The following is a 23904-nucleotide window of genomic DNA, read 5'->3' on the forward strand; positions in this document are numbered from 1 at the left end:
TTACTGGACGGCAAGGAGGAATGCCTTGATAACGGCGGGATCGAACCTGCTCCCGCTTTCCGCCTGAATATGCTCAAGCACCCTGTCCTTCACCCAGCCGTCCCGGTACGGCCGTTCCGAAATAAGGGCGTCGTACACATCGGCCACGGCAAGAATCCGGGCGCCGAGGCAGATTGCCTCGCCCCGCAGGCCGTGGGGGTATCCGGAGCCGTCGCAGCGCTCGTGGTGGTGGAGAACAATGTCGATGGCGTCGGCAAAGGCCGAAATGGGTTCGAGGATGCGGGCGCCGACATACGGGTGTTCCTTGATGAGCGCAAACTCCTCCTCGCTGAGCTTGCCCGGTTTATCGAGAATGCTGTGCGGAACGGCGATCTTGCCGATGTCATGCACCAGGGAGGCCTGATGGAGGGTGGCGATCTCCCTTTCCGGGCAGCCCATGATTCTCGCGGTCCTGAGGACCAGATCGGTCACCCGCTCCGAATGGCCGGCGGTCCAGGGGGATTTTGCGTCAACCGTGCGGGCCAGGGCTTGCAGGGTGCCCCAGTTGAACTTTTCAAGGGTTTCGATGAGACCGGCGTTCTCCAGGGCAATGGTGAGCTGGTCGGCAAGCTGCCTGGCCTGGTTGCAATCCTCATCGCTCAACGCCCTCTCCGTTTTAAAGCCGAGGCTGATGACCCCCTTGAGTTCCCGGTTGCCGACCAGGGGAAGCTGGAGACAGACGGGCATGGGTTCACGGAAAAAGGCGGTCAGATAGCGGGGGAGATGCTCCTGGCCGGTGCGGATGAGATAGCGGTTCTCCAGGAGCTGTCTCTTTTCGGCGGGCGAAATTTCGATGCGCTCCTCCTCGCTGTTGATGCTTGCCTCGACCGAGTAGGTCGCAACCTCGGCCAGGTGTGATTTCGGATCCTTGAAAAGGAGAAGCTGGCTGGCCTCGCTTTGCAGAAACTGACAAAGGCGGCTTAAGCCTGTGGCGACGATCTGCTTGCTGTGCAGGGAAGAGAGAATGGACTGGCTGATGTCGGAGATGGTTTCCAGGGCCTTGAACTGCTTGTTCAACTGGGAGCTCATCCGGTTGAAGGAGCGGGCCAGGGTTTCGAATTCGTCGCCGCTCCTGACATCGACCTCCAGACTGAAGTCCCGGCGGGCGATATGAACGGTTGCCTCCTGCAGCTTCTCCACCGGCACCATGTACCTCCGGATGAAGACCATACTGAGCAGGAGAACGATCCAGAGCGACAACAGCACGACCAGGGGAAATATTATCTTGAAGTCCTCCAGGGGCGAGAGCACTTCGGCCCTGGCCTGCCTGAGGATGACCGTAAGATTCTGGGAAGAGAATCTCCCCTTCAGATAGAGGGGCCAGAAGCTGACCAGAAAATCGCCGGCCCCGGCCTCCGTGTATTCAAACTGCCGCGCGTCCGCGCCGCCCGAACGGAAGGCGATTTCCCGCAGCAGGCGGGAATCGGCCGGAAACGAGCTGACAAGGACGTCGCGCTTCTGATCGATGATGCACAGCTCCGTCATCGGCGGCAGGATATTTTCGTGCCCGATTCCCCAAAGATAGGTGGTGTTGATCCGGGCGACCAGCACCGGTCCCCGGGGGGCGCCCCTGTCCACGGGAACGAGGAGGAACACCTCGGCCGGGCCGTTTTTCTCCTTTTTGATCAGGAGCTGATTCTTGTCGCCGCCGGGAAGGAAATCCCTGCTCGGCACGAAAGCGGCGGCAGGCTCCCCGAAAAGCGGGCGCGGGCCTGCGCCATTCTCATACAGGAAAAGCGCACGATACCGCTGGCCGATCCTCTCCTGAAAAAGGCCGTCAAAACCCGCCAGGGGAGATTCGCCGTTTGGGTTTTGCCGCAGCGTGGTGGCGACGAACTGCATATCGCTTTCCATGGACAGGAGCCGTTCATAGATGCTCATCCCATGGACTTTCGAAGACTGCTGCAGACGCGCAAGGCTCTGGATTTCGATCTGCCTTGTGACGTGGAAGAAGGTGAGGCCGGTCAAAACGGCAAGGGGCAGCAGCGCGCAGCCGACAAAGAGAAAGAAAATCCTGCGGGCTATTTTGCTTTTCAGGAACGCGGAGTCAAGCTTGAACAATTGCATATTCCATCTCGTTGACAGTCACGAATTTCCCGGCTCTTCCGGAGCCGGCGGAATCCGGCGACACATCCCCGTGCCGCCGACGGCCCGTTTTTTTGGGCGGACCGTCAATATTGAGAAACGAGCCCGATATACGAACCGTCATTGGCCCGGACAATGTCGTCCCGGCTGGCCCTGGCGGTGAACGGAGACTGGCTGCTGCCGTCTTTCCCCATACTGTAGAGATCGTAGTCCTGATTGACCGGCACCATGGAGTGGTCTTTGCGCAGTTTTCCCTTGGGGGTGCCGGCCACCGGCCGATATTGATACGGATTGCCCCAGGGATCGAGAAGGTCGCCAAGGCCGAGTTCGTCGAGGTTGTCCGGGTAGCGGCGGTTTTCTTCGTAAAAGTCCGCGATCTCCCGGGAGAGCATGCGGATGTCGTTCTTGGCGTTGTTGACCTTCACCTGATCAATGTAGCGGGAAAACAATGGGGTTGCAATCCCCGCCAGGGTGGCAATGATCGCAATGACGACAAGAAGTTCCACAAGGGTCAGGCCCTTGCCGTTACCCACATCGCAGCGACGGAATATGTGGCTGTATAGCATGGGCAGAGTGTCCTTTCCAGAACCCGGGCACCCTCCGTGCCCTGTTTGCCGCATCCGCAGGGCAGCCCTGCTTTTGCGCCACGGATACAGCTTAACCATTCGCCGGCCTGAAGGCAAATGCTCGTTTTGCCGGAAGGGGGCGAAAGCAGACCCCGGGCAAAACGATCTCCTGAACATCCATGCTGCCGCCGCCCGGGAATGCGCCCGGACCTCCCCGTCCTTCAGGGGAATGCCTTTGCCTTGATCTCCTCCAGAGTCCGCCGGAAGCCGTCAAGCAACGGACCGCCAAGTTCCACGGCCCGTTGCGCCGCGGCCAGGGCCTCGGCCCGCTTACCCTGTTCGGCGAGAACCTGGGCCAGGTTGTTGAAGGCCATGCCGTTATGCGGCTGCAGCCGGCTTGCCTGCAAAAAGGCCTCCTCGGCGCCGGCAAGATCGTGCAGACCGTAACGGCTGTTGCCAAGACCCATCCAGGCGGCAAAGCTTGCGGGCCAACGGCCGAGGGCGGCGGCATAACCGCTTTGCGCCGCCTGCCACTGCCGCAGGTGCTCAAGGGGGGCAACGGCGGCAAGCCAATCCTCCTCCCTGGCCCGCGCCGGCAACTGCTCCGGCGGCAGCACCAGGAGCCCCCAGAAGCCGCCGCGGCGCCAGATATTCATGAAAACCCGGGCAGAAAGCCGCTCGTTGGCGGTCAGCCCCGAGTGAAGGATAATCTGGTGCCGCTGCTGATCGTAGCCGAGCACCACGCCATAGTGCCATTTCGGGTACCAGGAAAAAGCGAGGTTCATCAGGACGATGACCGGCCGGCCGGCGGCAACTTCGGCCAGCAGCGCCTCGCCGCCGGCAATGGGGTAGGCCACCCGCCCATGCCGGCGGGCCGCGCCGACGAGGGCGCTCTGCAGGCTGCCCTTGAGACCGGGGCTGTAGACCTGGCCGGAAAGGTCGGCGGGGGAAACGGCAATTCCGCTCCAGGAAAGCGCCATGGCGAGCGCGGCAGGCCCGCACTGCAACTCGTCCTGCGGGAAAAAGGGAACCCCGGCGACCAGGGCGCTTTCAGGCCCTTCCGGCACCCGGGGCAACCGCCCTCCCGGCAAGAGGCCGCAACCGGCCGACAGGACGGCAAGCAGAAAAAACAACAGGCCGGCAATCAAACGACTGCCGGCCTGGAAGAAACGCGGTTTACCCCGGCGGTTAGCGCCGATGGTTGACAAAGGAGAAGACATGGGTGAGTCCGAGAAGATCGGTGATCAGCAGCACCACAAAGATGAACACCGCGGCGCCGACGATGACGCCCACCCCGTCGCCGCCGGCCGGCAGCTGCTCCATGGCCTGGGAGATTTTCGCCAGCTCCGCGTCGGAAAGGCTGGCCACCCTTTTCCGGGCCTCGGCGGCGTCGACGCCATGCCGCATCATGACCTGCCGCACCTCTTCGCGATCAAGGAAAGCGGCGACCTTTTCCCGGTTCGCCTCCTCCTGCTGGGCCGCGATCACGGTACTGGTGTCGACCATCTGCGCCCTTGCGTTCCGGACGGAAAAATCGAGCAAAAGAAAGGAAAAAACCAAAAAGAAACTCACGGGTTTGATCATTTTCTGCAACATGGATCCTCTTCCTTGTTTTTGAAGTTCAGTGGACATCTCCCCGACAAAAAACACCCCTTCTATATAATTAATCAGGACAAACACTGCAACGGCTTTCCCTCCCCCTGGCGACTCTTTCAGCCGGAAATTCACCCGGCGGGAGGTTCCGCGGGCGGGAGGTTGTTTTCCCTTGCCGGCTGCGGGTCCGCAATCTTGGCCGCGGCTTTTTCCAGCCCGCTGTCCTCGATCCAGGCCATGAGCAGGGTATAGGAGACCGCCAGCACCACCGGTCCGACAAAAAGGCCGATGATGCCGAAGGCCATGAGCCCGCCGAGCACTCCGGCGAAAATCAGCGGCAGGGGCAGATCGGCCCCCCGCCTGATCAGCAGCGGCCGCAGGAAGTTATCGAGGGTGCAGACCAGGACCGACCAGAAAAGCAGAAAGGTGCCCCAGCCGAAATGGCCCTGCCAGTACAACCAGACAACCGCCGGCACAAGCACCGGCGCGGGACCGACCTGGATCACGGAAAACATGAAGGCCAGGGCGGTCAGCAGCACGGCGTAGGGCAGCCCGGCCACGGCAAGACCGATCCCGGCCAGCACCGACTGGGCCAGGGCGGTGACGACTATGCCCAGGGCCACGGCCCGCGTGGCCTGCGCCGCAAGGCGAACCGAATTTTCGCCGGGCGTGCCCGCCACCCTTCTGGCAAAGGCCAGCACCCGACCGGCGGCCCACTCGCCCTGGGAATAGAGAATGGCGGAAAACACCAGGGTCAGGAAGACATGGACAAACATCATTCCAAAGCTGCCGGCCTGGGAGACAAACCAGCTGACGCTCTTGCCTGCGTAAGGGGCGAGACGCCCACCCAGCTCCTCCGGCGGCAGGGCGGCCAGCTGCCGCCAGAGCCCGGAAAGGCCTGAACCGGCCAGGGGCAGGGATTCCAGCCAGGCCGGCGGCGGCGGCAGGCTTGCCTGGGTGAGGGATTTCGCCCAGGCCGCGATCTGGCCTGCGTTTTCAACGATGGTGCCCACGGCCAGGGAAAAGGGCAGAAAAAAAACGAGCAGCATGGCCGCGGTCATCAGCAGCACGGCCCGGGAGCGGTTTCCGCGCAGAACCTTCTGCCCCTTGATCATCAGCGGCCAGGTGGCGACGACAATGGCCACGGCCCAGACCAGGGCGGGCAGAAAGGGGCGCAGAATCCAGAAACAGGCGGCGATGAGCATGCCGAGAAAGAGAAGCGCCAGGGTGATGCGGGTAAGATCTTGCGGTGTTTGCATGCATTACCTGCGTCAGGGGGAAGAATTTTCTTGTGTTCGCGACTGCTTGCCGGCGGGATCCGGCCCCCTCTTCCGGCTCTTTCCGCGCATGGCCCCGCCCGTTCGTCTTATCGTTGCCGGCCCACGCGGCGATTGGCTCGCTAAAAAAGATCGGGACATGCGGCCAAAAGACCGAACCGGCAAAAGAGAGCCGCCGCGCCCTCTTTTGCCGGGGCTCTTGTTCTTGGCTGCCTATTGTGGTATCAGTAAGGCCAACCCTTTGGAATAACCGCTGAATCTGGAGGCCGTATGTCCATTTTGCCGCGATCTCTTGCCGCCATGGCCTGCCTGTTTCTCCTTGCCATGACCACCCTCCCGGTGCCGCCGTCCTTTGCCCGGGCCGCGGAAACCGCCCAGGGCAAAGGGCGGCGGGCAAGGAACCTGCCCGTGATCTTTTTCGATTACAGCGTGGTGGAAGGCCATGACGAACTGCTCCTCCTTGCCGATGGCCCACTCGACAAATACAAGATCTTCCGGATGGAAGGACCGCCCCGCCTGATTCTGGATATCCCGGGGGTGGGCCTGCTGGAAAACGTTGTCGGCCTGCCGGTCAACAGACCGGAACTGAGCAGAATCCGCATCGCCCGTCATCCGGACAAGGTCCGTTTCGTCTTCGACCTGACGGAACAGGTGCCGGTACGCCATGAGGTGGTAAAGCTCGACAAGGGGCTGAAGGTTGTCCTTATTCCCAAAAACCAGGACCGGAAGAAAGCCCCCTCGCCTCCCACCGCGGTTGCGGAGCAAAGAGCCGACAACACGGTCCCACCGGCTTCCGCTCCCGCCGCCGAATCCGGCAAGGAAACAAAGACGCCGGCCGGCGGGGAGATCCTCACCCTGACCCATATCACCCGTCTCTTCGGAAACCAGCGGGTGACCATCCTCTTCCACAAGGCCTCGGCAAAGGATTTTTTCTCCTTTGTCGCGGAAAAAAGCAACACCCGGATTACGGTCAGCCCCGAGGTGACCGAAGCCATCTCCCTGCGTCTGACCGATGTGACCCTGGGCGAGGCGGTGACCGCCGTCGTCGGCCATCTCGACCTTGTGCTCAGCCGCGAAAAGGAGCAGATTTTCGTCCGCTCCGCCAAGACCCGGAAATCGGCGACCGCGGACAGCATCTGACCGCCCCGCCCGCCGGGGCACCAGGCGGAAAGTTACTTGACGCCATAATGCTTCAACGCATCGATGAACGGCCCGAAGAGCTCATCGTAATCGCTCATCCCCTTTTTCAGGACCAGGGAGAGATGGCCGATGTCATTGTCGTTGATCACCAGATTGGCGCTGTTGGCCAAGGCCTCCAGATCGTAGAGGGTTCTGAATTCCGAGCCGACAAGCACGTAAAAGATGTAGCGCCGCTTGCTCATGGCCATTTCCCGCATGTACTGATGGAAGGTGGAGTCATCTACGCCGCCGCCCTCGAACCTGCTGTGCAGCACCACCGCGTCGAAGCTCATGAACTGCATCTTCTCGATGGCCGCCTCCGCGGAGTCGACATAGGAAGGCTGATAGCCCATCTCGCCGAAGGCCATGGTCGCCTGGGTCTTCACCTCTTCGTCGGCGGCGAGAACGAGCACGTGCGGCACATCCTCGATGATCTCCTTTTCGTCGTACACGCCGCTGGACAGCCAGCTGGTGTCGGGGGGTTTCGGGGCATCCGGCGGCAGGCGCACCGGTTGCGGCCTCTTCTGGTAGGCCTGCACGATGCCGACGGCGGCCTGATCCTCGTCGCCGGTGTGATCGGAGTAGAGAACATCCTTCAGGACCGCGGCCGACATCCCGGCGCCGCCCACCGCGCCTTCACTGTTCAGTTCGATGGGCTGCCTGCATTTCGGGCAGCCGATCTTCAAGGTCTTGCCGGACGGCAAGGAAGCGAGGGCGGCCTTGACCTTTTCCAGCTGCGCACTGCTCAGCATGAGCGTCTGTTGACAATGGGGGCACTGTGAAAGCATCTTCTCCTCCGGTGGTTCCTGACTGCGGATAGGCTGGTTCCGGTATGGCCGGGGCAAGGAATGCCCGGCCTAAAACCCGCGCCTTTTTTTACTGTCTTCCTTCACATCCATGGCAAGGCCGGTGATGCCGGTGGTCGACTCGCCCCGGGCCGCCTTGATGCGGTCGAGCCCGCGGTTCACCTGGGTTTTCCGTGTGCAGTACCCCATGGCCGTCTCCTCGGAAATCAGCCCCTCTTCGTACAGTTCCAGAATATGCTGATCAAAGGTCTGCCAGCCCAGGGCCTTGGCATCGGCGATGACGTCATAGAAGGTTTTGTCTTCGCTTTCCCCGTGCATGATCAGTTCGCGGACCCGCAGGTTCATGCCCATGATCTCGAAGGCCGCGACCCGGCCACCGCCGACCTTGGGCATCAGCCGCTGGCAGACGATCCAGCGCACGGTATCCACCAGACGGTTGCGGATCTGCGCCTGCTCTTCCTGCTCGAACATGCCCAGGATACGGTTGATGGTCTGGCCGGCATCCACGGTATGGAGGGTGGACAGCACCAGATGACCCGTTTCCGCGGCGGAAAGACCGATTTCCATGGTTTCCCGGTCGCGCATTTCGCCGACCAGGATGACCTTGGGCGCCTGACGGAGGGCGGCGCGCAGCCCGGAGGCGAAGGTGTCGAAGTCGTTACCAAGCTCGCGCTGGTTGAAGGTGGCGACCTTGTGCTGGTGCACATACTCGATGGGGTCTTCCAGGGTGACGACATGCACCGGTTTTTCATCGTTGATCTTGTCGAGCAGGGCCGCGAGGCTGGTGGACTTACCGGAACCGGTGGCGCCGGTGACCAGAATGATGCCGTTGCGCTCCTCGGCCATGTTGTAGAAGAGCGGCGGCAACTGCATCTGCTTGATGGTGGGAATCTTCATCTCCAGTTTGCGGAGGACGATGGAAAGATTGGTTTTCTGGGAAAAGACATTGACCCTGAAGCGCGCCTTCTGCCCCAGCCAGTAAGAGAGGTCACAGGAGCCGTGCCTGACAAGGTCGTCCAGCAGCCGCTTGTTGCCGCCGATCAGGTTCAGGGCGAAAACCTCGGCCTGGAAGGGGGTGATCTCCTTGACCGGCGGCTCAACGGCAACCGGCACCAGCTGCCCGGAGGTTTCCACCTGCAGGGGCTTGCCCACCGTGATGTTAAGGTCGGAAACATTGTTGTAGGTTTCCAGCATACTGGTGATCCAGTAGTCGATTTCAGTCTGCTTCATGGCACCTTCCCCTTCAGAGCGTTGAGCGGCCAGCCCTTGCGCACCGCCAGAAATTGTTGCCCGCGCCAGGATCCTCCCGCCGGCAGGAAGCGAAGGCGACCTGCCCTGACCGTTGCCGCCACGCCGCCCGGTTCGGCGCGGCAACGTGACCTGCGGGAATGGTTACAGTCCTTGGAAATTGTATAAAAATGGCTCCGCTCCTGCCATCTATTTCTTTTTAATCAGAAAATAAAGATTGCCGGGATGCTTCATGTGGCCGGCGGCCACTTCCGCGTACTGGCCGGAACCCCAGAAAAAATCCAGCCTGGCCGGCCCCTTGATGGCGGAACCGGAATCCTGGTTGAGGACAAATCGGCGCATGGGCCCCCAGCCCACGATCTTGCCGGCGTTGCCAAGCCGGGGTTTACGGGCGACCAGAAACGCGAGCGCGCCGGGCGGAAAGCAATCCTGGTCCAGGGCCACGGAACGGCCCGGGGTCAGCGGCTCGCCGAGGCAACCCAGGGGGCCGCAGGCGGAATCGTCGCCCCAGCGGAAAAAGACAAAGGAATCATTGTGGTGGAGAATTTCCTCCTGCTCCGCCGGATGCTCCTTGAGGTAACGGACAATCCTGGGCAGGGTCACCTCTTCGAGGCGCATTATTCCTTTTTCCACGAGAAAGCGGCCGATACTCCGGTAATCGTGGCCGTTTTTCCCGGCAAACTGCACCCGCCGCATGCCGCCATCGCCAAGCCACACCTGACCGGAGCCCTGAATATGGAGAATGAACACATCGACCGGGTCGGCAAGATAGACCAGTTCCTGCCCGGCGAGCAGGCCGCCCTTTTCGATTTCCGCTCGGGTCCAGTAGGGCACCAGTACGCCATTCTCGATTCTGCCGACCTGAGCCGGCCGGCCTTTTTTTGCCTGGCCGGAAACCAGATCGGCCGGCGGTCGATAGAGGGGGTAGCGGAATTTTTCCGTCTTCTGCAGGCTGCCGGCAAACAGGGGGGCGAAATAGCCGGTGAGCAGCATCCTGCCATCGGCTTCGCGCCCGCTGGCCTTGCAGACGGTGAACTGTTCGGCGATTGCCTGCCGCAACTGCCGAGGCCCGGGCCTGGCCGCAATGAGGCGCTGAAAGGCCTTGAGCGAATCCGCAAGCTGCCGGACGGAACGCGTCTCCCCGCAGAGGGGAAACCGCTGCTCCTGCGGCAGCCGTCCCAGATAATTGAGGCTTTTCTCGATTGCCGGCCCAAGGGCCTCCAGGTCGAGATCGTCGGAAAAATCAGGGAGATTCTCCCGTCCCACCGACGTTGTCGCCGGACCCTCACAGGATGAAGCGGCCAGGGCCGGCGCGCCCCAGCAAAAAAACAGGACCATCCCGAAAAAAACCGCGCGAAAAACCAGCCTCAATGTTCTCACCGTTCTCAAATCCCGCTCTCCATTCATGATCAGCGGTTCGTACTATAGCAAAAATAGCTCCGCCCGTAAAAAGGGAATTCGCTCCCCTTCCGCGCGGCCCGGCAACGGCATCTGTTTTCGCCAGCCGTTTTCCCGGGAGATTTTTTTTCAACCAACCCAACCTCGCGCAGTGATGGGATTTTTTTCCCTTGACCTTGGCGAGTATGGCCACGTACAAAAAAAATATGGCAAAAAAGTGTGGCACGAATCCGCTGCCCTAGGTATATATTCCTACTTTTTGGTTTTATAGGTAGATATCCCTATACTCTTCTGGCTTACGAAAACCCTGGGAGGAAACATGAGCGACGATAAAAAAATTGAAAGTCTGATGCAGGAAAAGCGCCTTTTCGAGCCGCCAGCAGCCGGCCGCGACCAGGCCCATGTGAAGAGCATGGCCGAATATGAAGCCCACTACAAACGCTCCATGGAAGATCCGGAAGGATTCTGGGGCGAGCGCGCCAGAGAACTGCTGACCTGGGATAAGGAATGGAGCAGGGTTCTGGATGCGGACATGCATAAGCCGGAAATCAAATGGTTCCAGGATGGCAAACTGAACGTATCCTACAACTGCCTGGACCGGCATCTGACCAACGGCCGCCGCAACAAGGCCGCCATCATCTTCCAGGGCGAGCCGGAAGAGGACGTCAGGGTCTATACCTACCAGATGCTGCACACCGAAGTATGCCGCTTCGCCAATGTCCTGAAGAAAATGGGCGTGAAAAAGGGCGACCGCGTTTCCGTCTATCTGCCCATGATCCCGGAACTGGCCATCACCCTGCTGGCCTGCACCAGAATCGGCGCCATCCACAGCGTGGTCTTCGCGGGCTTTTCCTCCCAGAGCCTGAAGAGCCGCATCCAGGACTGCGAGGCCAAGGTGCTGGTCACCGCCGATGCCGTCCTGCGCGCCGGCAAGACCATCCCCTTGAAGCCCAATGCCGACGATGCCCTGAAGGAGTGCGCCTCGGTGCAGAAATGCATCGTGGTGAAGCGGGCGGGCAACGAGGTGAAGATGCAGGAAGGCCGCGACCTCTGGTGGCATACGGAAATGGGCGCCGACGGGATCAGCACCGACTGCGCGCCGGAAAGCATGGATGCCGAAGACACCATGTTCATCCTCTACACCTCCGGCTCCACCGGCAAGCCCAAGGGCGTGGTCCACACCACCGGCGGCTACCTGGCCTATGCGGCCCATACCTGCCAGTGGGTTTTCGACCTCAAGGACGACGACGTCTACTGGTGCACCGCCGACATCGGCTGGATCACCGGCCACAGCTACATCCTGTACGGGCCCCTGGCCCTGGGCGGGACCTCGCTCATGTTCGAGGGCGTCCCCTCCTGGCCGGCACCGGATCGCTTCTGGAAGATCTGCGAGAAATTCAAGGTCAATATCTTCTACACCGCGCCCACCGTCATCCGCGCCCTGATGCGGGAAGGCGCCAAATGGACGGAAAAGCACGACCTCAGCGCCCTGCGCATCCTCGGTTCGGTGGGCGAGCCCATCAATCCGGAGGCCTGGATGTGGTACCACGAGCACATCGGCAAGAACAAGCTGCCCATTGTCGACACCTGGTGGCAGACCGAAACCGGCGGCATCATGATCTCCGGCCTGCCCTACGCCACTCCGCTCAAACCCGGCTCCGCCACCAGGCCGCTGCCCGGCATTGACGCCGCCATCCTCCGGGAGGACGGCAGCGAGGCCGGCCCCAATGAAGGCGGCCATCTGGTCATCCGCAAACCCTGGCCCGGCATGCTCCGCGGCGTGTTCGGCGATCCGGCCCGCTACAAGAAGGCCTACTTCTCCCGCTATGCCGGCATCTACGATCCCGAAGACGGCGCCCGCAAGGATGAAGACGGCTATTTCTGGGTCATGGGTCGCCTGGATGACGTTATCAACGTTTCCGGCCATCGCCTTGGCACCGCCGAAATCGAATCCGCCCTGGTGGCACACCCCGACGTGGCCGAAGCCGCGGTGGTGGGCGCGCCCCACGAAATCAAAGGCCAGACCATTTACGCCTATGTTTCCCTCAAGGCCGGCGTCAAACCCAGCGAAGAGCTGCGCGGAGCCCTGCGCACCCATGTCCGCAAGGAAATCGGCCCCATCGCCACCCCGGAATTCCTGCAGTTCGCCGAAGGGTTGCCCAAGACCCGCAGCGGCAAGATCATGCGCCGGATCCTGCGCAAGATCGCGGCCGGCGAGACCGAGGCCCATGACTTTGGCGACACCTCCACCCTGGCCGATCCTTCCGTGGTCGACAATCTGGTGGCCGGCAGCAAGGATTTCGTCAAAAAATAACTTCAGTCCGCATGATGCCATAAAAAAAGGGCCGGAATCTCCGGCCCTTTTTTTATGGCCGCCTCTCCTTTTGGACCGTGGCGCCCGCAATTCAGTATTTTCTTCCCCCGCCTTTTCGGTTACCCTGCTGCCGAGAGTAACAGGAGTCCGATTCCCAGTCACCCCAGCAAAAGGCGCTGACCCATGGAAACTTTTGAGCAGTTGATTTCCACCCTTTCCGGTTGGATCTGGGGGCCGCCCATGCTCGCCCTCCTGGTGGGCACCGGCCTGTACCTGACCATAATCCTGCGCGGCATGCAGTTCCGGGCTCTCCCCCACGCCCTGCGCCTGATCTGGCACAAAGAGCACGCCTCAGACGGAGACATCAGCCACTTCGCCGCCCTGACCACGGCCCTGGCCGCCACGGTGGGCATCGGCAATATCGTCGGCGTGGCGACCGCCATCACCCTGGGCGGCCCTGGCGCGGTTTTCTGGATGTGGATGACCGGGCTGGTCGGCATGGCGACCAAATACGCGGAGGCGGTGCTGGCCGTCAAATACCGCGAAAAAGGAGAACACGGCATGCGGGGCGGCCCCATGTACTACCTGGCCAAGGGCGCCGGCCTGCCGAAACTCGGCTGGCTCTTTGCCCTGTTCACCGCCCTGGCCACCTTCGGCATCGGCAATATGACCCAGGCCAATGCCGTGGCCGCCATCTTTCAGAAGACGTTTCACATCGAGCCCTGGCTCACCGGCACCGTCCTCATGCTGCTGACCGGCCTGGTGATCCTCGGCGGCATCAAATCCATCGGCCGCTTCACCTCGCTGCTGGTGCCGTTCATGATCATCGTCTACGTGGGGGCAACTCTGCTGGTGCTTTTCCTCAACGCGGCCAAGATCCCCCATGCCCTTTCCCTGATTTTTCTGCACGCCTTTACCCCGGCCGCGGCCAGTGGCGGCTTTGCCGGTTCGGTGGTGGCCGCCTCCATGCGTTACGGCATTGCCCGCGGCGTGTTCTCCAACGAATCCGGCCTCGGCTCCGCGCCCATTGCCGCGGCCGCCGCCCGCACCCACGATCCGGTCAAGCAGGCCCTGGTGAGCATGACCCAGACCTTTATCGACACTCTGGTGGTCTGCAGCATGACCGCCCTGGTGATTCTCACCGCCCAGAGCTGGCTGCTGGGGGTGGCGCCGGGCGAACTGACCAGCGCCAGCTTCGGCGAATCCATGGGCCGGGCCGGGGTGGTGCTCGTTTCGCTGGCCACGGCCCTTTTTGCCTACTCCACCCTGATCGGCTGGAACTATTACGGTGAAAAGGCCGTCGAATACCTGATCGGCCCCCGCGCCATCGCGCCCTACCGGGTGGTATTCGTTTCGGTGGTTATCATCGGCGCCATGATGAAACTGGAGTTTGTCTGGAATTTCTCCGACCTCATGAACGGCATGATGGCCGTGCCCAATATCATCGGCCTGCTGCTTCTTTCCCAGGTGGTGAAAGCCGAAACCATCCGCTACTTCAAGCGTTGAGCCAGCCGCAGACAAGTCCTTTTTCACACCCAAAAACCCATTCCGATCACGGGGTGGGCTTTTGGGTTCCGCCATTCTTGACTTCCGTTTGACCTATCCGCTACTTTCCCCTGGCATGGTTTTCTGATTGCGCCACGAAATTGTCCCGATTGCTGCCGGCAACGCTCACCTTCACCCAAACGCCTATTTCTTGTGGGCCTTGCCCTTGGCAATGCATTGGAGCAAATACCATGCTGACCATCTGACAACATCGTAGCCTTGAAGGAGAAGTTCAACCAACAGGATCAGAGAAGCCCAGCCTGGTATTCGCTGTCTTCTTCCCTGATTGTTCAGGATCATTAACGGCTTCGGAAATTTTCCGCCAGTTCGATAAGGGCCATGACGTAACGATTGCCAGTACCCCGGTTACCGCTTGCCTGGGCTTCGGGATCATCGGATGCAGCCGACGCTGCTTTCCCGTCGCGCAAGGCGCTTTGCCCTGCGGAAGAAACCGCAGGGGCATGGGCCAAAACAACCTTCAAGTCGCGAGACCGACCGGCAACCTGAATCACATAACGTTTTTCCGCCTTCTGCGAGTAAAGGGCCACGTCATTGTTGCTGGTAAAGGGAAACACCCAGCAGCAACTGAGAGCAAAGCCGATCATCAACCAGAAAAAATTCCGCATTCCCTGTCACGTCCGGAGAAATTTACTGGTCACGTTTCTGTAACTTTTTTTGCGCTCCCCAAAGACGGCTTCCCTTGAGAATCACGACCTTCCGCGCCTCGGAGATATCTTCCCCCTTGAATCCTACCTCCACCTCGACAAGCTGCCCTTCCTGCAGGTCAAAGCGGCTTGCCGCCTTCTCGCCGCTGCCGTCGTCAATCAAAACCGGGCCCAGGCTGAAATTATAATCCCCCACCTGCAGCAGCATATGATCGCCGCTCATCTCCACGATTTTACCCAGGAAGATTCCCTCAGGCAGATGCTTGCTTCCTGCCTGAACATTGCAGGGGACGCTCCAGACAAAAAGCATCAACACTAATGCCGTAATTAACGTTTTCATCGCCCGCGTCTCCTTTACCGTTTTTCCCACCAGGACCTGAGCGAAGGCCTCATTCGCGGCAGGTTGACCTTTTTGGTGATGGTGCCGCCGGTTTTTGTGCCGACCACAATGGTGTCCTTGTGCAGAACAGGATTGGAGGCCATGTCCTCCCCCAGATAAATGGCGGCCACCCGGAACTTTTGCCCGCTGGCATCGTTGATCATGTCGTTTTCGTCAAAAACCCCGTCGCCGTTAATATCAAAGACCGGATCAGCGGGCGGGATCCCGGAATCATACTCCAGGGCAAAAAGCCAGGATTCGCCGGTGCCCTCGCAGACATCGGCGGCAGGGGTGAAGGTGGTGAAAAACACCACCCCGCCGGCGACCAGGGGATCGCTAATCACCCGTTCCGTGGCGCCGGAGGCGGCGTTGTTGTTCATCTCCACCGCCCAGGAGTATGGGGGCAGCCCCGGAGGTGTGCCGAAGATATAGCGGTAATCCTGCAGGGTGACGGTATCGGTCGCCTTGAGGGCGCTGAAAACCGGCAGGGCACCCAGCGTATGGCTGGGGTTGCTGAGATCATCCCTCAACCCGAAAAAATACTGCATGTCGCTGGTCACCTTGTCCGCCTGCACCTCGTAACGGCCGGTGCCGAAATAGACCCAGACCACGTTGGTATCATAATAGGCATAGGCCGGTTTTACCCGGATCGGCGTACTGTGATCCGGGGTTGCCCGGTTGAAACTGAAAAGGGTGGAGACCTGCGGAGTATTGTTCTTGTCTATGTCGGTCACCCGGTAGAGATTGCCGTAAAGATTGCCGACATAGAGCCTGTCGCCCTTGTAGTCATCGTCCAGTTCGGCAACCATGGCGCCGGAAAGAGCATCGTCCGGCAGGGAGGCGGAGGAGATTTTAATCCGGTTGATGGGGTTGCCCGAGGCATCCTCCCAGAGAGGAACGGACGCATCGTTTGCCTCGACTCCATAGAGGTAGGCCTCCTTGGCCGGCTGGAGAAGAGAGTCCTCCGAGTAGCCGGACCCCCAGAAGGCCGCCCATACCGTGTCGGTCAGTGAGGCCTTGACCCCTACCCGGTACACCTCGGGCTGGGCCCAGGTCTGGCCGAGCTGGGGATCGGTGAACTCCCAGAGGAACTTGGAACGGTTGGCGGTGTCCACATCGTCAAAGGCCTTGCCGCCGGTGATGTCCAGGGCGAAGTAGGAAGAACCGCCGCGGCGCAGACCGCAGAGCAGCACGGTTTTCCAGTCGGTGCCGTCATGGATGTCCGCGGCGATCGGCGAACCATCCACCAGATAGCGGTGGCAATAATCCGAGGAGCACATATCCTTGGTGGCATCGCTCGCCTCGTTGAGCTTGGCCAGGATGCTGTTCGGATAAAACCGCCACTGCTCGACCCCGTCCTCAAGGGTAAAGGCATGAAGCGCCCCATCGTTGGAGCCGACATAGACCATGGACGCCCGACTTGCCTGCGCCGCCTTGAAAGCGGTGTAGGAGGCGAATGGATAATAAAAGGGCGGCACATCCACGATCACCGGGGTGGAGTTGATGATATCGCCCAGGGGCTTACAGAGATAATTGTCGCTGGCCAGAGTGGCGTCGGTATAGGCCGCAACGACGCCGGTGGCCAGGCTGGGGACCGTATAGGCCTTGATGGGGCTCGGCATGACGCTTGAGGAATACCAGCGCACCGCCCCGGTGGTGGCGGTTGTGGTGTCATACTCGGTGGCGGTCAGGTCGCCGGTCCAGCCTGCCGCGCTGAACTGGGCATTGACAATGAGATCCTCCTGGCCGGCCGAGGTGGTGGGGGCCGGGGTGGCGCCGTAGAAAACCTGGGCCTTGACGCTGGTGGTGATCTCCTGCAGGGTGGACTGCAAATCCGCCTTGTTCTGGGCGATGAACGGCACGCCATCGCCCGCCACCTCGTTGTGCATGGGATAGAGACTGTCGGTGTCGGACTGCTTTGCCCGCTCGTTGCTGATCCTGGCGATCTCACTGATCTGGGTGGCGTCATCGATGCCAAAACCGATGGCCACCGTGGTGATGCCGTCATCGGCGAGATTTCCCGCCTCGCTCTGGACCCCGGCCAGGGTGGTGGCGGTGTTGCCCAAACCGTCGGTGATCAGGATCAGGAACTTGGGCTGACACTGGAGGGCGCCATAGTAATCCCCTTCCAGATCCGCCTTGATCCCGTCAAAATATTTCTGCGCCGCCCGCATTGCCGGCTCAAGCGGGGTGGTCCCGCCGTCATTGGCGGCGGCAATGGCATTCTGCAGGGCGGTCTGGTGGGCATTGTCATTGAACTTGCAGCCGGTATGCACCTTGGTGTAGTCGATGCTGCTGCTGTTGCTGCCGGTCCAGGTGCCAAAGCCCCAGGCGATGCTGCGGTCGGTCACCAGCTCGCTCAAGACGTCCTTGGCGATTTTAATCCGCTCTTCCTGGGTGGGCGGGCTCCAGGCCGGCACATTCCAACTCACGCCGGCAGAGGTTGCGGTCCGACTGCTGATGTTGTTCGCGGCCGCGGTGTAGGTTGCGGCGCTGTCCTGATCCTCGCCCTTGATGGTCAGAGTGATGGCATTGCTCCCCGCCGAAGTCGGGACAAAGGAGATATTGGCGCTGCTGACCGTGGCGCCCTGGGGGATGTCCACGTTGTCGAAACGCAACCCCACATGCCTGCTGCCACCCAACTGGACGTTGGTGGTGGTCAGACTCATGTTGCCGTTGCTGATTTCATAAGCATCATCGCTGGAGCGCACCACCCGGGCCTCGGTGGTGTAGGAGATGCCCGCGCTGACATAGGTCACGTTGAGACGTGGCACATAGGCGGAAGAATTGTCGTAGGACTTGGCGATCCTGTCGCCGGTACTCACCCCGCTGAACATGAAGGCCATGGGATTGCCGGCCTGCCAGCCGGCCCGGTCGACGATCTCCTGAACAATGGTCTTCAGCTCTGGAGTGGTGGAATCGTCGGTGGAGGCGACCAGATCCATCCTGGTGGACATGCTGCCGGAAACATCGAGAAGATGGAGGATGGCCGGGTTGACCAGATTTTCCGTGTAGAGAGGCACCTCGCCGCAGGCGCTGCTCTGGGGCACCGGCTGCACCGTCAGGCTGACCGGGATATCAAGAGGACTGTTGCCGGCGGCAGGATCGGTAACAGTGATCTGGGCGGCATGGGTGCCGACCGCCAGCAGCATGGTGGCATAGGTGACATTGATGGTCACCTGGCTGCCGGCAGCCAGCGTCCCGCTGGCGGGCGCCACGGCAAGCCAGGCCACGTTGCCGGTGATGGTGTAGTTGAGATCGGCGTCGCCCGTATTGGTGAGAATAACACTGCTCGCCAGCGGATTTATGCCCTCGTAGGAAGACTTTCCGATATTGCCCGGATTGACGCTGATCTCAGGAGCCGGCGCAGGCAGATACTCGATGTGGAGAAGCGGGGCGCGGTTACTGTTGTTGTCATGGGAGTAAGTATTGCGCCGACCTGTGCCGCTGACGAAGAGGGCCATGTCGTTGCCGGAGAGCCAACCGGCCCGATCGACAATCTCCTGGATGACATTTTTGACCTCAGGCCCTTCGAGGGTTTCCCTGCTGCCGTTGCAGGAGTCCCCGTCGTTCTTCCAGTTTGCCGCGGCCGTGGTGGGGTTGCTGCTTCGGCGGCCGGAGACATTGCCCGCCGTCGCCGTAAAGCCCGCGGCGTCATCGACATCCTCACCCAGCAGGGTCCAATCGATATCTTCACTGCAGGTGCTGCTTTCCACCACAATTTCGAGATGGGCATGGGTGATGGTGGAACCCTTGGGAACCGTAATACTCTGAAAACGCAGTCCCATGAGCATGGCCGGGTCAAATCCGGAACAGTCGTCCCGGCCAAAATCCAGATAGCTGTCCCCCTGACGCACGGCGCCTGCCGACTGGCTGCAGCCTGCCTGCAGATACTCCTCCACGTCGTCGTTGTCGGCGGCAATCCGTTTACGCAACGTGTCCCCCATGGCAAGGGAAGCGCTCAGAAAAACACCCAGCAGTGCAGCCGCTATCCGCGAAACGATACGATATCTCATGACCCACCTCCCGTACATCGGCCTCTGGCGGACCGGGGGACAACTCAATAGCCGACCTTGTATACCTTACGGACAACGGCTGCCAGCTCCTGGGCCCGGTCGGCGTTCCCGCTGATATCATAATAAAAATCCCGATAATCCTTGCCGCTGCCCTGGGTGGCCCGATCATCTCGATAGGCTACCTTATACCAGTAGGGAACGCCGCCCAGAAATCCGTCCTCGCTGCCGGCGGGAAAATCGTTGTTCAGGACGCCGGCGGCGCCGTCCCCGAAGTTGCGGACATTTTCGATTTCGCCGGAAGTGTTGACATGCTGAGGCGGTTTGGCGAAGTTGAGAAGCCAGTTGCCCCCCTCCTGCCAGCTTGTTTCCGCCACATAAAGTTCCTGGACCATCTCCCTGGTATTGCCGGCGATCTTCAACTCGACATTGGTGTTGGTCAGAGAGGTTGTGCCCAGGATAACCAGGAGCAGCAGCACCACCAATGCCGCCACCAGGACAAAGCCTTCTTCCCCTTTGGCTGTTTCGGCAATCCGCATATTTGCTCCTACATGAAATTGGTTTTTCGATAGGCAAACTGGGCTTCCTTGGCAATCCCCTTGTCCGACCACTGCACGGTGACGGCGACATCCTTCCGGGAGGCGTCCAGGTTGGTCACGTTCCAGTTCACCGTGTAGGTAACGCCGCCCTCGGTAACGGTTGCCGAATGATTGCCCGGGGTAAGATCGGCTTCGGTGTTATCGAGGGTCATGAGCTGCTCGATGCGGTCCATGGCTCCGAAAGAAGCCTCGGTGAGGCGCTGGGCCGTGCGGTTGCCCATCATCACCGTCACCGGCATGGAGGCCACCGCCATGAAGCCGATGGAAAGCAGGATGAGGGCAATCATCATCTCGACCAGGGTAAAACCCTTTTCGCTGTCAAGGTACATTTTCAGCCTCACAGTATGTTCAGATTTCTGCACATGACGGTGGTGGTGAACATCCTGCCCCGCTCACCCTTGGCAAGGTTCCAGGTGACGCCGCCGCCAGGTGGCGTGAAGGAAGGGGTTTCCGGATAGTTCCGGTCCGGCCGTCCGCTCTTGGCAAGCACCGTCACCTCCACCCCGCGCACCAGTCGCATGTTGGCGGCGTCCACCGAATTGGCAAAGGTGAAGCCGCCGCTGCCGTCATCGATGAGATAACGGAACTGGAGGCCGGCGATATTGAGAACCGTGGGCTGCCGATTGCCGCTGCCCACGGCGCGGGCCAGATCATCCAAAGGATCGGCAGGAGCGACACCATCGTCGTAGGCGGCATAAAGGTCGTACCGGACCTTCACCAGCTCGCCGGGATCGGCGCCATGGGGTGTGCCGTCGCCGTCATAATCGACGCTGTTGTCGGCGGCATCCTCGTCATAATAGGTAAAAACAAGCTGGCTGTTGCCGGAACCGAGGCAGACACCGGGCCCGACTTCGCAATCCGTGCTGGTCGGCCGGTTGATATAATCATTGCTGTGCCCGGCCAGGCGGATCTCCCGCGCCATCACGTTGACCGCCGCCCGGAAATTCTGCTGCAGCTCCGCTACAGCCTCCTGGGAGGTATATGCATTCTGCTGGGAACGGTAAACATTATAGACCGCGGCCATGACCACGGAGGCGATGAGCAGGACAATGGCGACTTCCACCAGAGTAAAGCCCCGCCCTCCCGCCAAAAGCAGAAAACCCGTTTTTCTTTGCCCGGGAAGCTCCCGATTCATATGGCACCTTCGTCCGATGATTTTTCGATGCGAATGTTGCCGGTGTTGGAGACCGAAATCTTGTAATATACCGGCGTCGTGTTGGCCAGTCGGATGCTGCCGGCGCCATTGGCCAGCCCCTGGCTGTCGTAGCGGGCGCCGCCCGCGGCAAAGGTGCTTTGATAGAGGGCGACTCCGCCGGCCACAGAGGAAATTACCAGGTCCTCCCCGCTGTCCCAGACGCCATTGCCGTTATCATCCACATAGACCCGGTAGCCCCCCCCCAGATCGGCGGCAGTGGTGGCGCTGAAATCCGTGGACCCGGAGGCGGTGAAAAAGACGACGCCGGCGGTCTTCTTGCGCTTCACCGCCTCGGTGCGGGCCCTCTGCAGGCTTGAGGCCAGGACGCGGACCTCGCCACGCAATTCGGCATCCCGCATGGCTCCCCTGAGCTGGGGCACACCGATGATGGCCAGAACGCCAATAACCGCGAGCACGGTGACCATTTCGGTGAGGGAATACCCGGCCTGTCGCGTCGGCAATGACTTGTTTTCAGGACAATCCATTTTTCCCCTCCCAATCAGATTGCATTCCCCTCCACTGCGAAGGAAGCATAATCCATACCCAACCGAAACGTCAGGCGCATTCGCGGCCGCTGTCGTTCTTATCTGATTGCACTGACAGAAAAAAATTCCTACGAAACAGAATGGGGAAAATGCTCCTACATCAAAAAAACGTCAGGCTTATGACATTTTTTGCCCAACGGCAACAAAAAAAAGGCCTCTTCCCATGGTCACCGCGCTTTTTTAACAAATACAATGCGCAAAATTGGGCAATTGGACACATAAACACATTGGGTATTATTCCGGGAAAAAAGAAAAAACGCAAGCGGGAATGGGAGGCCTGACAGAAATTTAACAATAGTCTTTCCGCGTTTCCACGGGGAGATAAAGCAGAAAAAATGCTTCCGGTTATCGGGAAACCGCTGTTCTTGATGGTTACTGAATCATTGGCTCATGCGGTTGGGGACTCCGCAACCGCACGCAGAAGAAAAAGGGCGGGATGCTCCCGTGTCTCAATCGCGGAAGCGTTCCGCCAGTTCGGCCACGGCCATGGCATAGCGGTTGGAATTGTTCCATTTGGTGATGGCCTGGAAATTGGGATAACCGGCCACGTAGCGCATGGCACCGTCCCCGAGTTCCAGGCCGACGATGGTGAGGTCCTTGTTTTCCTGGGGAGGGGCCAGATTGACGCCCTGGATTTTCTGCACCTCTTCCCAGGACACCAGCCCCTTTCTCCCCTGCTCATGGGCCTTGACCAGGGCCTCACCCTTGAGCTCCCGGCCAAGCTCCCGGTAGACCGGGGCACCGAAGGCCCAGCCGAACTTTTTCAGATAATTGGCAATGCTGGCCAGGACATCGGGCACCGACTCCCAGACGTCGCGGCGACCGTCGCCGTCAAAATCCACGGCATAGATGCGGAAGCTGGAAGGAATGAACTGGGTCTGACCAAAAGCCCCCCCATAGGAGCCGGTCACCTCAAGGGGATCCACGCCGTTTTCCCGGCAGAGCAGCAGGTATTCGATCAGCTGCTCCCGGTAAAACTTGCTCCGGCGCGGATAGGCATCGAACATGGTGTTCAAGGTCTGAAAGATGCTGAAAGCCCCTTTATGCTCGCCAAACTGGCTTTCAATCCCCCAGATGGCCACGACGATCTCCCGCTCCACCCCGATTTCTTTTTCGATACGGTCGAGCACCTCGCCGTGCCTGGCGAGCATCCGCTTGCCGTCGCTGATCATCTGCGGGGTGACGAAGCGCGGGTAGTAGATATTGTAGGGTTTGGCCTCCCACTGGGTATCCATGAGTTCCAACACCCTTTTCTTGATGCTCACCCCGGCAAACAGCCGCTGCAATTCCTCCTGACCGAAGCCGTGCTGCAACCTGAGCTCCTGAAAAAGCTCTTGATAGCGGGCACTGTCAAGGTCGATGGCCTGGCCGTCCTCCACCCGATCGGCGGCCTTGGGCTCCTCGGCCCGGGCAACCGCCGGCAGCGAGAACAGTACGAGTGAAGCGAGAAAGAAAAAGGCGCAAAGGATTCTATTCTTAGAAAAGATCATAGGGAAAACACCTCGTCAAAGGCCTTGCAAAAGACCGCGATCTGATCGGCAGGCAGGGCATTGATTCCGGCGGCGGCGGCCCGGCCGCCACCGGTGGGAAAAGATCTGCAAAGCGCATCAGCTCCCTGCCTGCGGGCAAGGGGGGCACGGACACTGACCATGCAGGAACCGTCACCGTTGTCCACCAGAAGGGCGTGCGCCTTTTCCGGCATCTCCCGGGCTTTTTCGTTGCTGAACACCCCGGCCACCCGCCGCGCCCATTTTTCCGCGGGAAATTCGTAAATCCGGCCATGCGGTGTCTGCCGCAAGGGCGCAACGCTCCGGCCCCGCCGCATGTCGTCGGCAAAGCCGTCGCGCAGCATGGCTAAAATTTCCGATTTTTCATGAAAATCCAGGGGATTTGCATACGGCCGCGCCGCGGCATAGAGATCCTGGGGACTCACATGCAGATCAGCAAGACTCTGACCGTAGCCATTGTAGTTCATCAGCTCGCCAAGCTCCCGTAGCCTGCTTATCTGATCTTCGGAAAGATGAAGCGTGGCAGCCGCCTTGCGGGCCGTGTCGTGGAGGTTGTCACCAAAGGCCGCAGCCACGGCCCAGGCGCGAAAGCGTCCCCCCAGCAGGCCGTCGACAATGAGGGAGGTGCACACCTCCGGGCTCGGATCGATATGCGCCACCAGATTGGGCGTTTGCGGAATCTCGCCGGCATAATGATGGTCCACATAGACAACCGTACAGGAGGCAAGCAGCTTACGCAAGGCGGCCTTGTTGCTGTCCATGGAAATATCGAGCACCGTCAGGGTGGCGCCCTGAAGATCGGCAAGCGGGTCCAGCAGCCTGACATCCCGTTTCACCCCGGTGACCAGCCGCGACTCCCGCGGCTCCGCCAACCGGAGCTGGTGCAGGGCGCAGATGCCGTCGGCATCGCCGTTGAATACATCGTAATAATCAGACATGGCCACCAACCA

20 protein-coding genes are annotated in these 23904 nt (G+C 60.5%); 3 read left to right on the plus strand and 17 right to left on the minus strand.

Annotation, left to right across the window (positions count from 1 at the left end):
* From ACUUL3_RS11880 to ydiK, 5 genes are all read right to left on the minus strand, one after another.
* Complete coding sequence (locus tag ACUUL3_RS11880; RefSeq protein ID WP_448551620.1) at positions 1–2106, minus strand: HD domain-containing phosphohydrolase; 2106 nt, start codon at positions 2104–2106, stop codon at positions 1–3.
* A gap of 104 nt (positions 2107–2210) precedes the next feature.
* Positions 2211–2690 carry a type II secretion system protein gene (locus ACUUL3_RS11885; protein ID WP_448551622.1) on the minus strand — a complete coding sequence of 160 codons (480 nt, stop codon included), beginning with the start codon at positions 2688–2690 and terminating at the stop codon, positions 2211–2213.
* 221 nt (positions 2691–2911) lie between these two features.
* A complete protein-coding gene (locus ACUUL3_RS11890) occupies positions 2912–3910 on the minus strand; it encodes a PA2778 family cysteine peptidase (RefSeq protein ID WP_448551623.1) in 999 nt (332 codons plus the stop codon).
* Positions 3879–4286: a PA2779 family protein gene (locus tag ACUUL3_RS11895; protein WP_448551625.1), complete on the minus strand. Its 408-nt coding sequence runs from the start codon at positions 4284–4286 to the stop codon at positions 3879–3881. Before ACUUL3_RS11895 ends, ACUUL3_RS11890 begins: the two co-directional genes overlap by 32 nt.
* A 128-nt stretch (positions 4287–4414) precedes the next feature.
* Positions 4415–5542 carry an AI-2E family transporter YdiK gene (gene ydiK, locus ACUUL3_RS11900; RefSeq protein ID WP_448551627.1) on the minus strand — a complete coding sequence of 376 codons (1128 nt, stop codon included), beginning with the start codon at positions 5540–5542 and terminating at the stop codon, positions 4415–4417.
* A gap of 288 nt (positions 5543–5830) precedes the next feature.
* On the opposite strand from ydiK, the gene ACUUL3_RS11905 reads away from it, so the two are divergent.
* The gene (locus ACUUL3_RS11905) at positions 5831–6700 is read left to right on the plus strand and encodes an AMIN domain-containing protein (protein ID WP_448551629.1); all 870 of its coding nucleotides are present in this window, start codon (positions 5831–5833) and stop codon (positions 6698–6700) included.
* A gap of 32 nt (positions 6701–6732) precedes the next feature.
* On the opposite strand, the gene ACUUL3_RS11910 is transcribed toward ACUUL3_RS11905, so the two are convergent.
* The 3 genes from ACUUL3_RS11910 to mltA form a co-directional block, all read right to left on the minus strand.
* Positions 6733–7527, minus strand: a complete 795-nt coding sequence (locus tag ACUUL3_RS11910; protein WP_448551631.1) for a hypothetical protein — start codon at positions 7525–7527, stop codon at positions 6733–6735.
* Between the two features lie 69 nt (positions 7528–7596).
* Entirely contained in the window at positions 7597–8775 is a 1179-nt protein-coding gene (locus tag ACUUL3_RS11915) for a type IV pilus twitching motility protein PilT (RefSeq protein ID WP_448551633.1), read from the minus strand.
* Positions 8776–8982: 207 nt separating this feature from the next.
* Positions 8983–10131, minus strand: a complete 1149-nt coding sequence (gene mltA, locus ACUUL3_RS11920) for a murein transglycosylase A (RefSeq protein WP_448551635.1) — start codon at positions 10129–10131, stop codon at positions 8983–8985.
* Positions 10132–10510: 379 nt separating this feature from the next.
* On the opposite strand from mltA, the gene acs reads away from it, so the two are divergent.
* Together acs and ACUUL3_RS11930 are read left to right on the plus strand one after the other, a co-directional pair.
* The gene (gene acs, locus ACUUL3_RS11925) at positions 10511–12505 is read left to right on the plus strand and encodes an acetate--CoA ligase (RefSeq protein WP_448551637.1); all 1995 of its coding nucleotides are present in this window, start codon (positions 10511–10513) and stop codon (positions 12503–12505) included.
* Between the two features lie 183 nt (positions 12506–12688).
* Complete coding sequence (locus ACUUL3_RS11930) at positions 12689–14011, plus strand: alanine/glycine:cation symporter family protein (protein ID WP_448551639.1); 1323 nt, start codon at positions 12689–12691, stop codon at positions 14009–14011.
* A gap of 338 nt (positions 14012–14349) precedes the next feature.
* On the opposite strand, the gene ACUUL3_RS11935 is transcribed toward ACUUL3_RS11930, so the two are convergent.
* From ACUUL3_RS11935 to ACUUL3_RS11975, 9 genes are all read right to left on the minus strand, one after another.
* Positions 14350–14658, minus strand: coding sequence for a hypothetical protein (locus ACUUL3_RS11935; RefSeq protein ID WP_448551641.1), 309 nt, complete (start codon positions 14656–14658; stop codon positions 14350–14352).
* Between the two features lie 40 nt (positions 14659–14698).
* Positions 14699–15055, minus strand: coding sequence for a hypothetical protein (locus ACUUL3_RS11940; protein ID WP_448551642.1), 357 nt, complete (start codon positions 15053–15055; stop codon positions 14699–14701).
* Positions 15056–15069: 14 nt separating this feature from the next.
* Positions 15070–19110, minus strand: coding sequence for a PilC/PilY family type IV pilus protein (locus ACUUL3_RS11945; protein ID WP_448551644.1), 4041 nt, complete (start codon positions 19108–19110; stop codon positions 15070–15072).
* Positions 19111–19154: 44 nt separating this feature from the next.
* A complete protein-coding gene (locus tag ACUUL3_RS11950) occupies positions 19155–19646 on the minus strand; it encodes a PilX N-terminal domain-containing pilus assembly protein (RefSeq protein WP_448551646.1) in 492 nt (163 codons plus the stop codon).
* A gap of 8 nt (positions 19647–19654) precedes the next feature.
* On the minus strand, positions 19655–20035 hold the full coding sequence (locus ACUUL3_RS11955; protein WP_448551648.1) for a type IV pilus modification PilV family protein: 381 nt from the start codon (positions 20033–20035) through the stop codon (positions 19655–19657).
* A gap of 8 nt (positions 20036–20043) precedes the next feature.
* On the minus strand, positions 20044–20841 hold the full coding sequence (locus ACUUL3_RS11960) for a PilW family protein (protein WP_448551650.1): 798 nt from the start codon (positions 20839–20841) through the stop codon (positions 20044–20046).
* Complete coding sequence (locus ACUUL3_RS11965; protein WP_448551652.1) at positions 20838–21386, minus strand: GspH/FimT family pseudopilin; 549 nt, start codon at positions 21384–21386, stop codon at positions 20838–20840. Before ACUUL3_RS11965 ends, ACUUL3_RS11960 begins: the two co-directional genes overlap by 4 nt.
* A gap of 509 nt (positions 21387–21895) precedes the next feature.
* Positions 21896–22936, minus strand: a complete 1041-nt coding sequence (locus tag ACUUL3_RS11970; RefSeq protein WP_448551654.1) for a lytic murein transglycosylase — start codon at positions 22934–22936, stop codon at positions 21896–21898.
* Positions 22933–23892, minus strand: a complete 960-nt coding sequence (locus ACUUL3_RS11975) for an acetyltransferase (protein WP_448551656.1) — start codon at positions 23890–23892, stop codon at positions 22933–22935. Before ACUUL3_RS11975 ends, ACUUL3_RS11970 begins: the two co-directional genes overlap by 4 nt.
* Positions 23893–23904: the final 12 nt, after the last annotated feature.

The sequence above is a fragment of the Thiovibrio sp. JS02 genome, assembly GCF_053485635.1.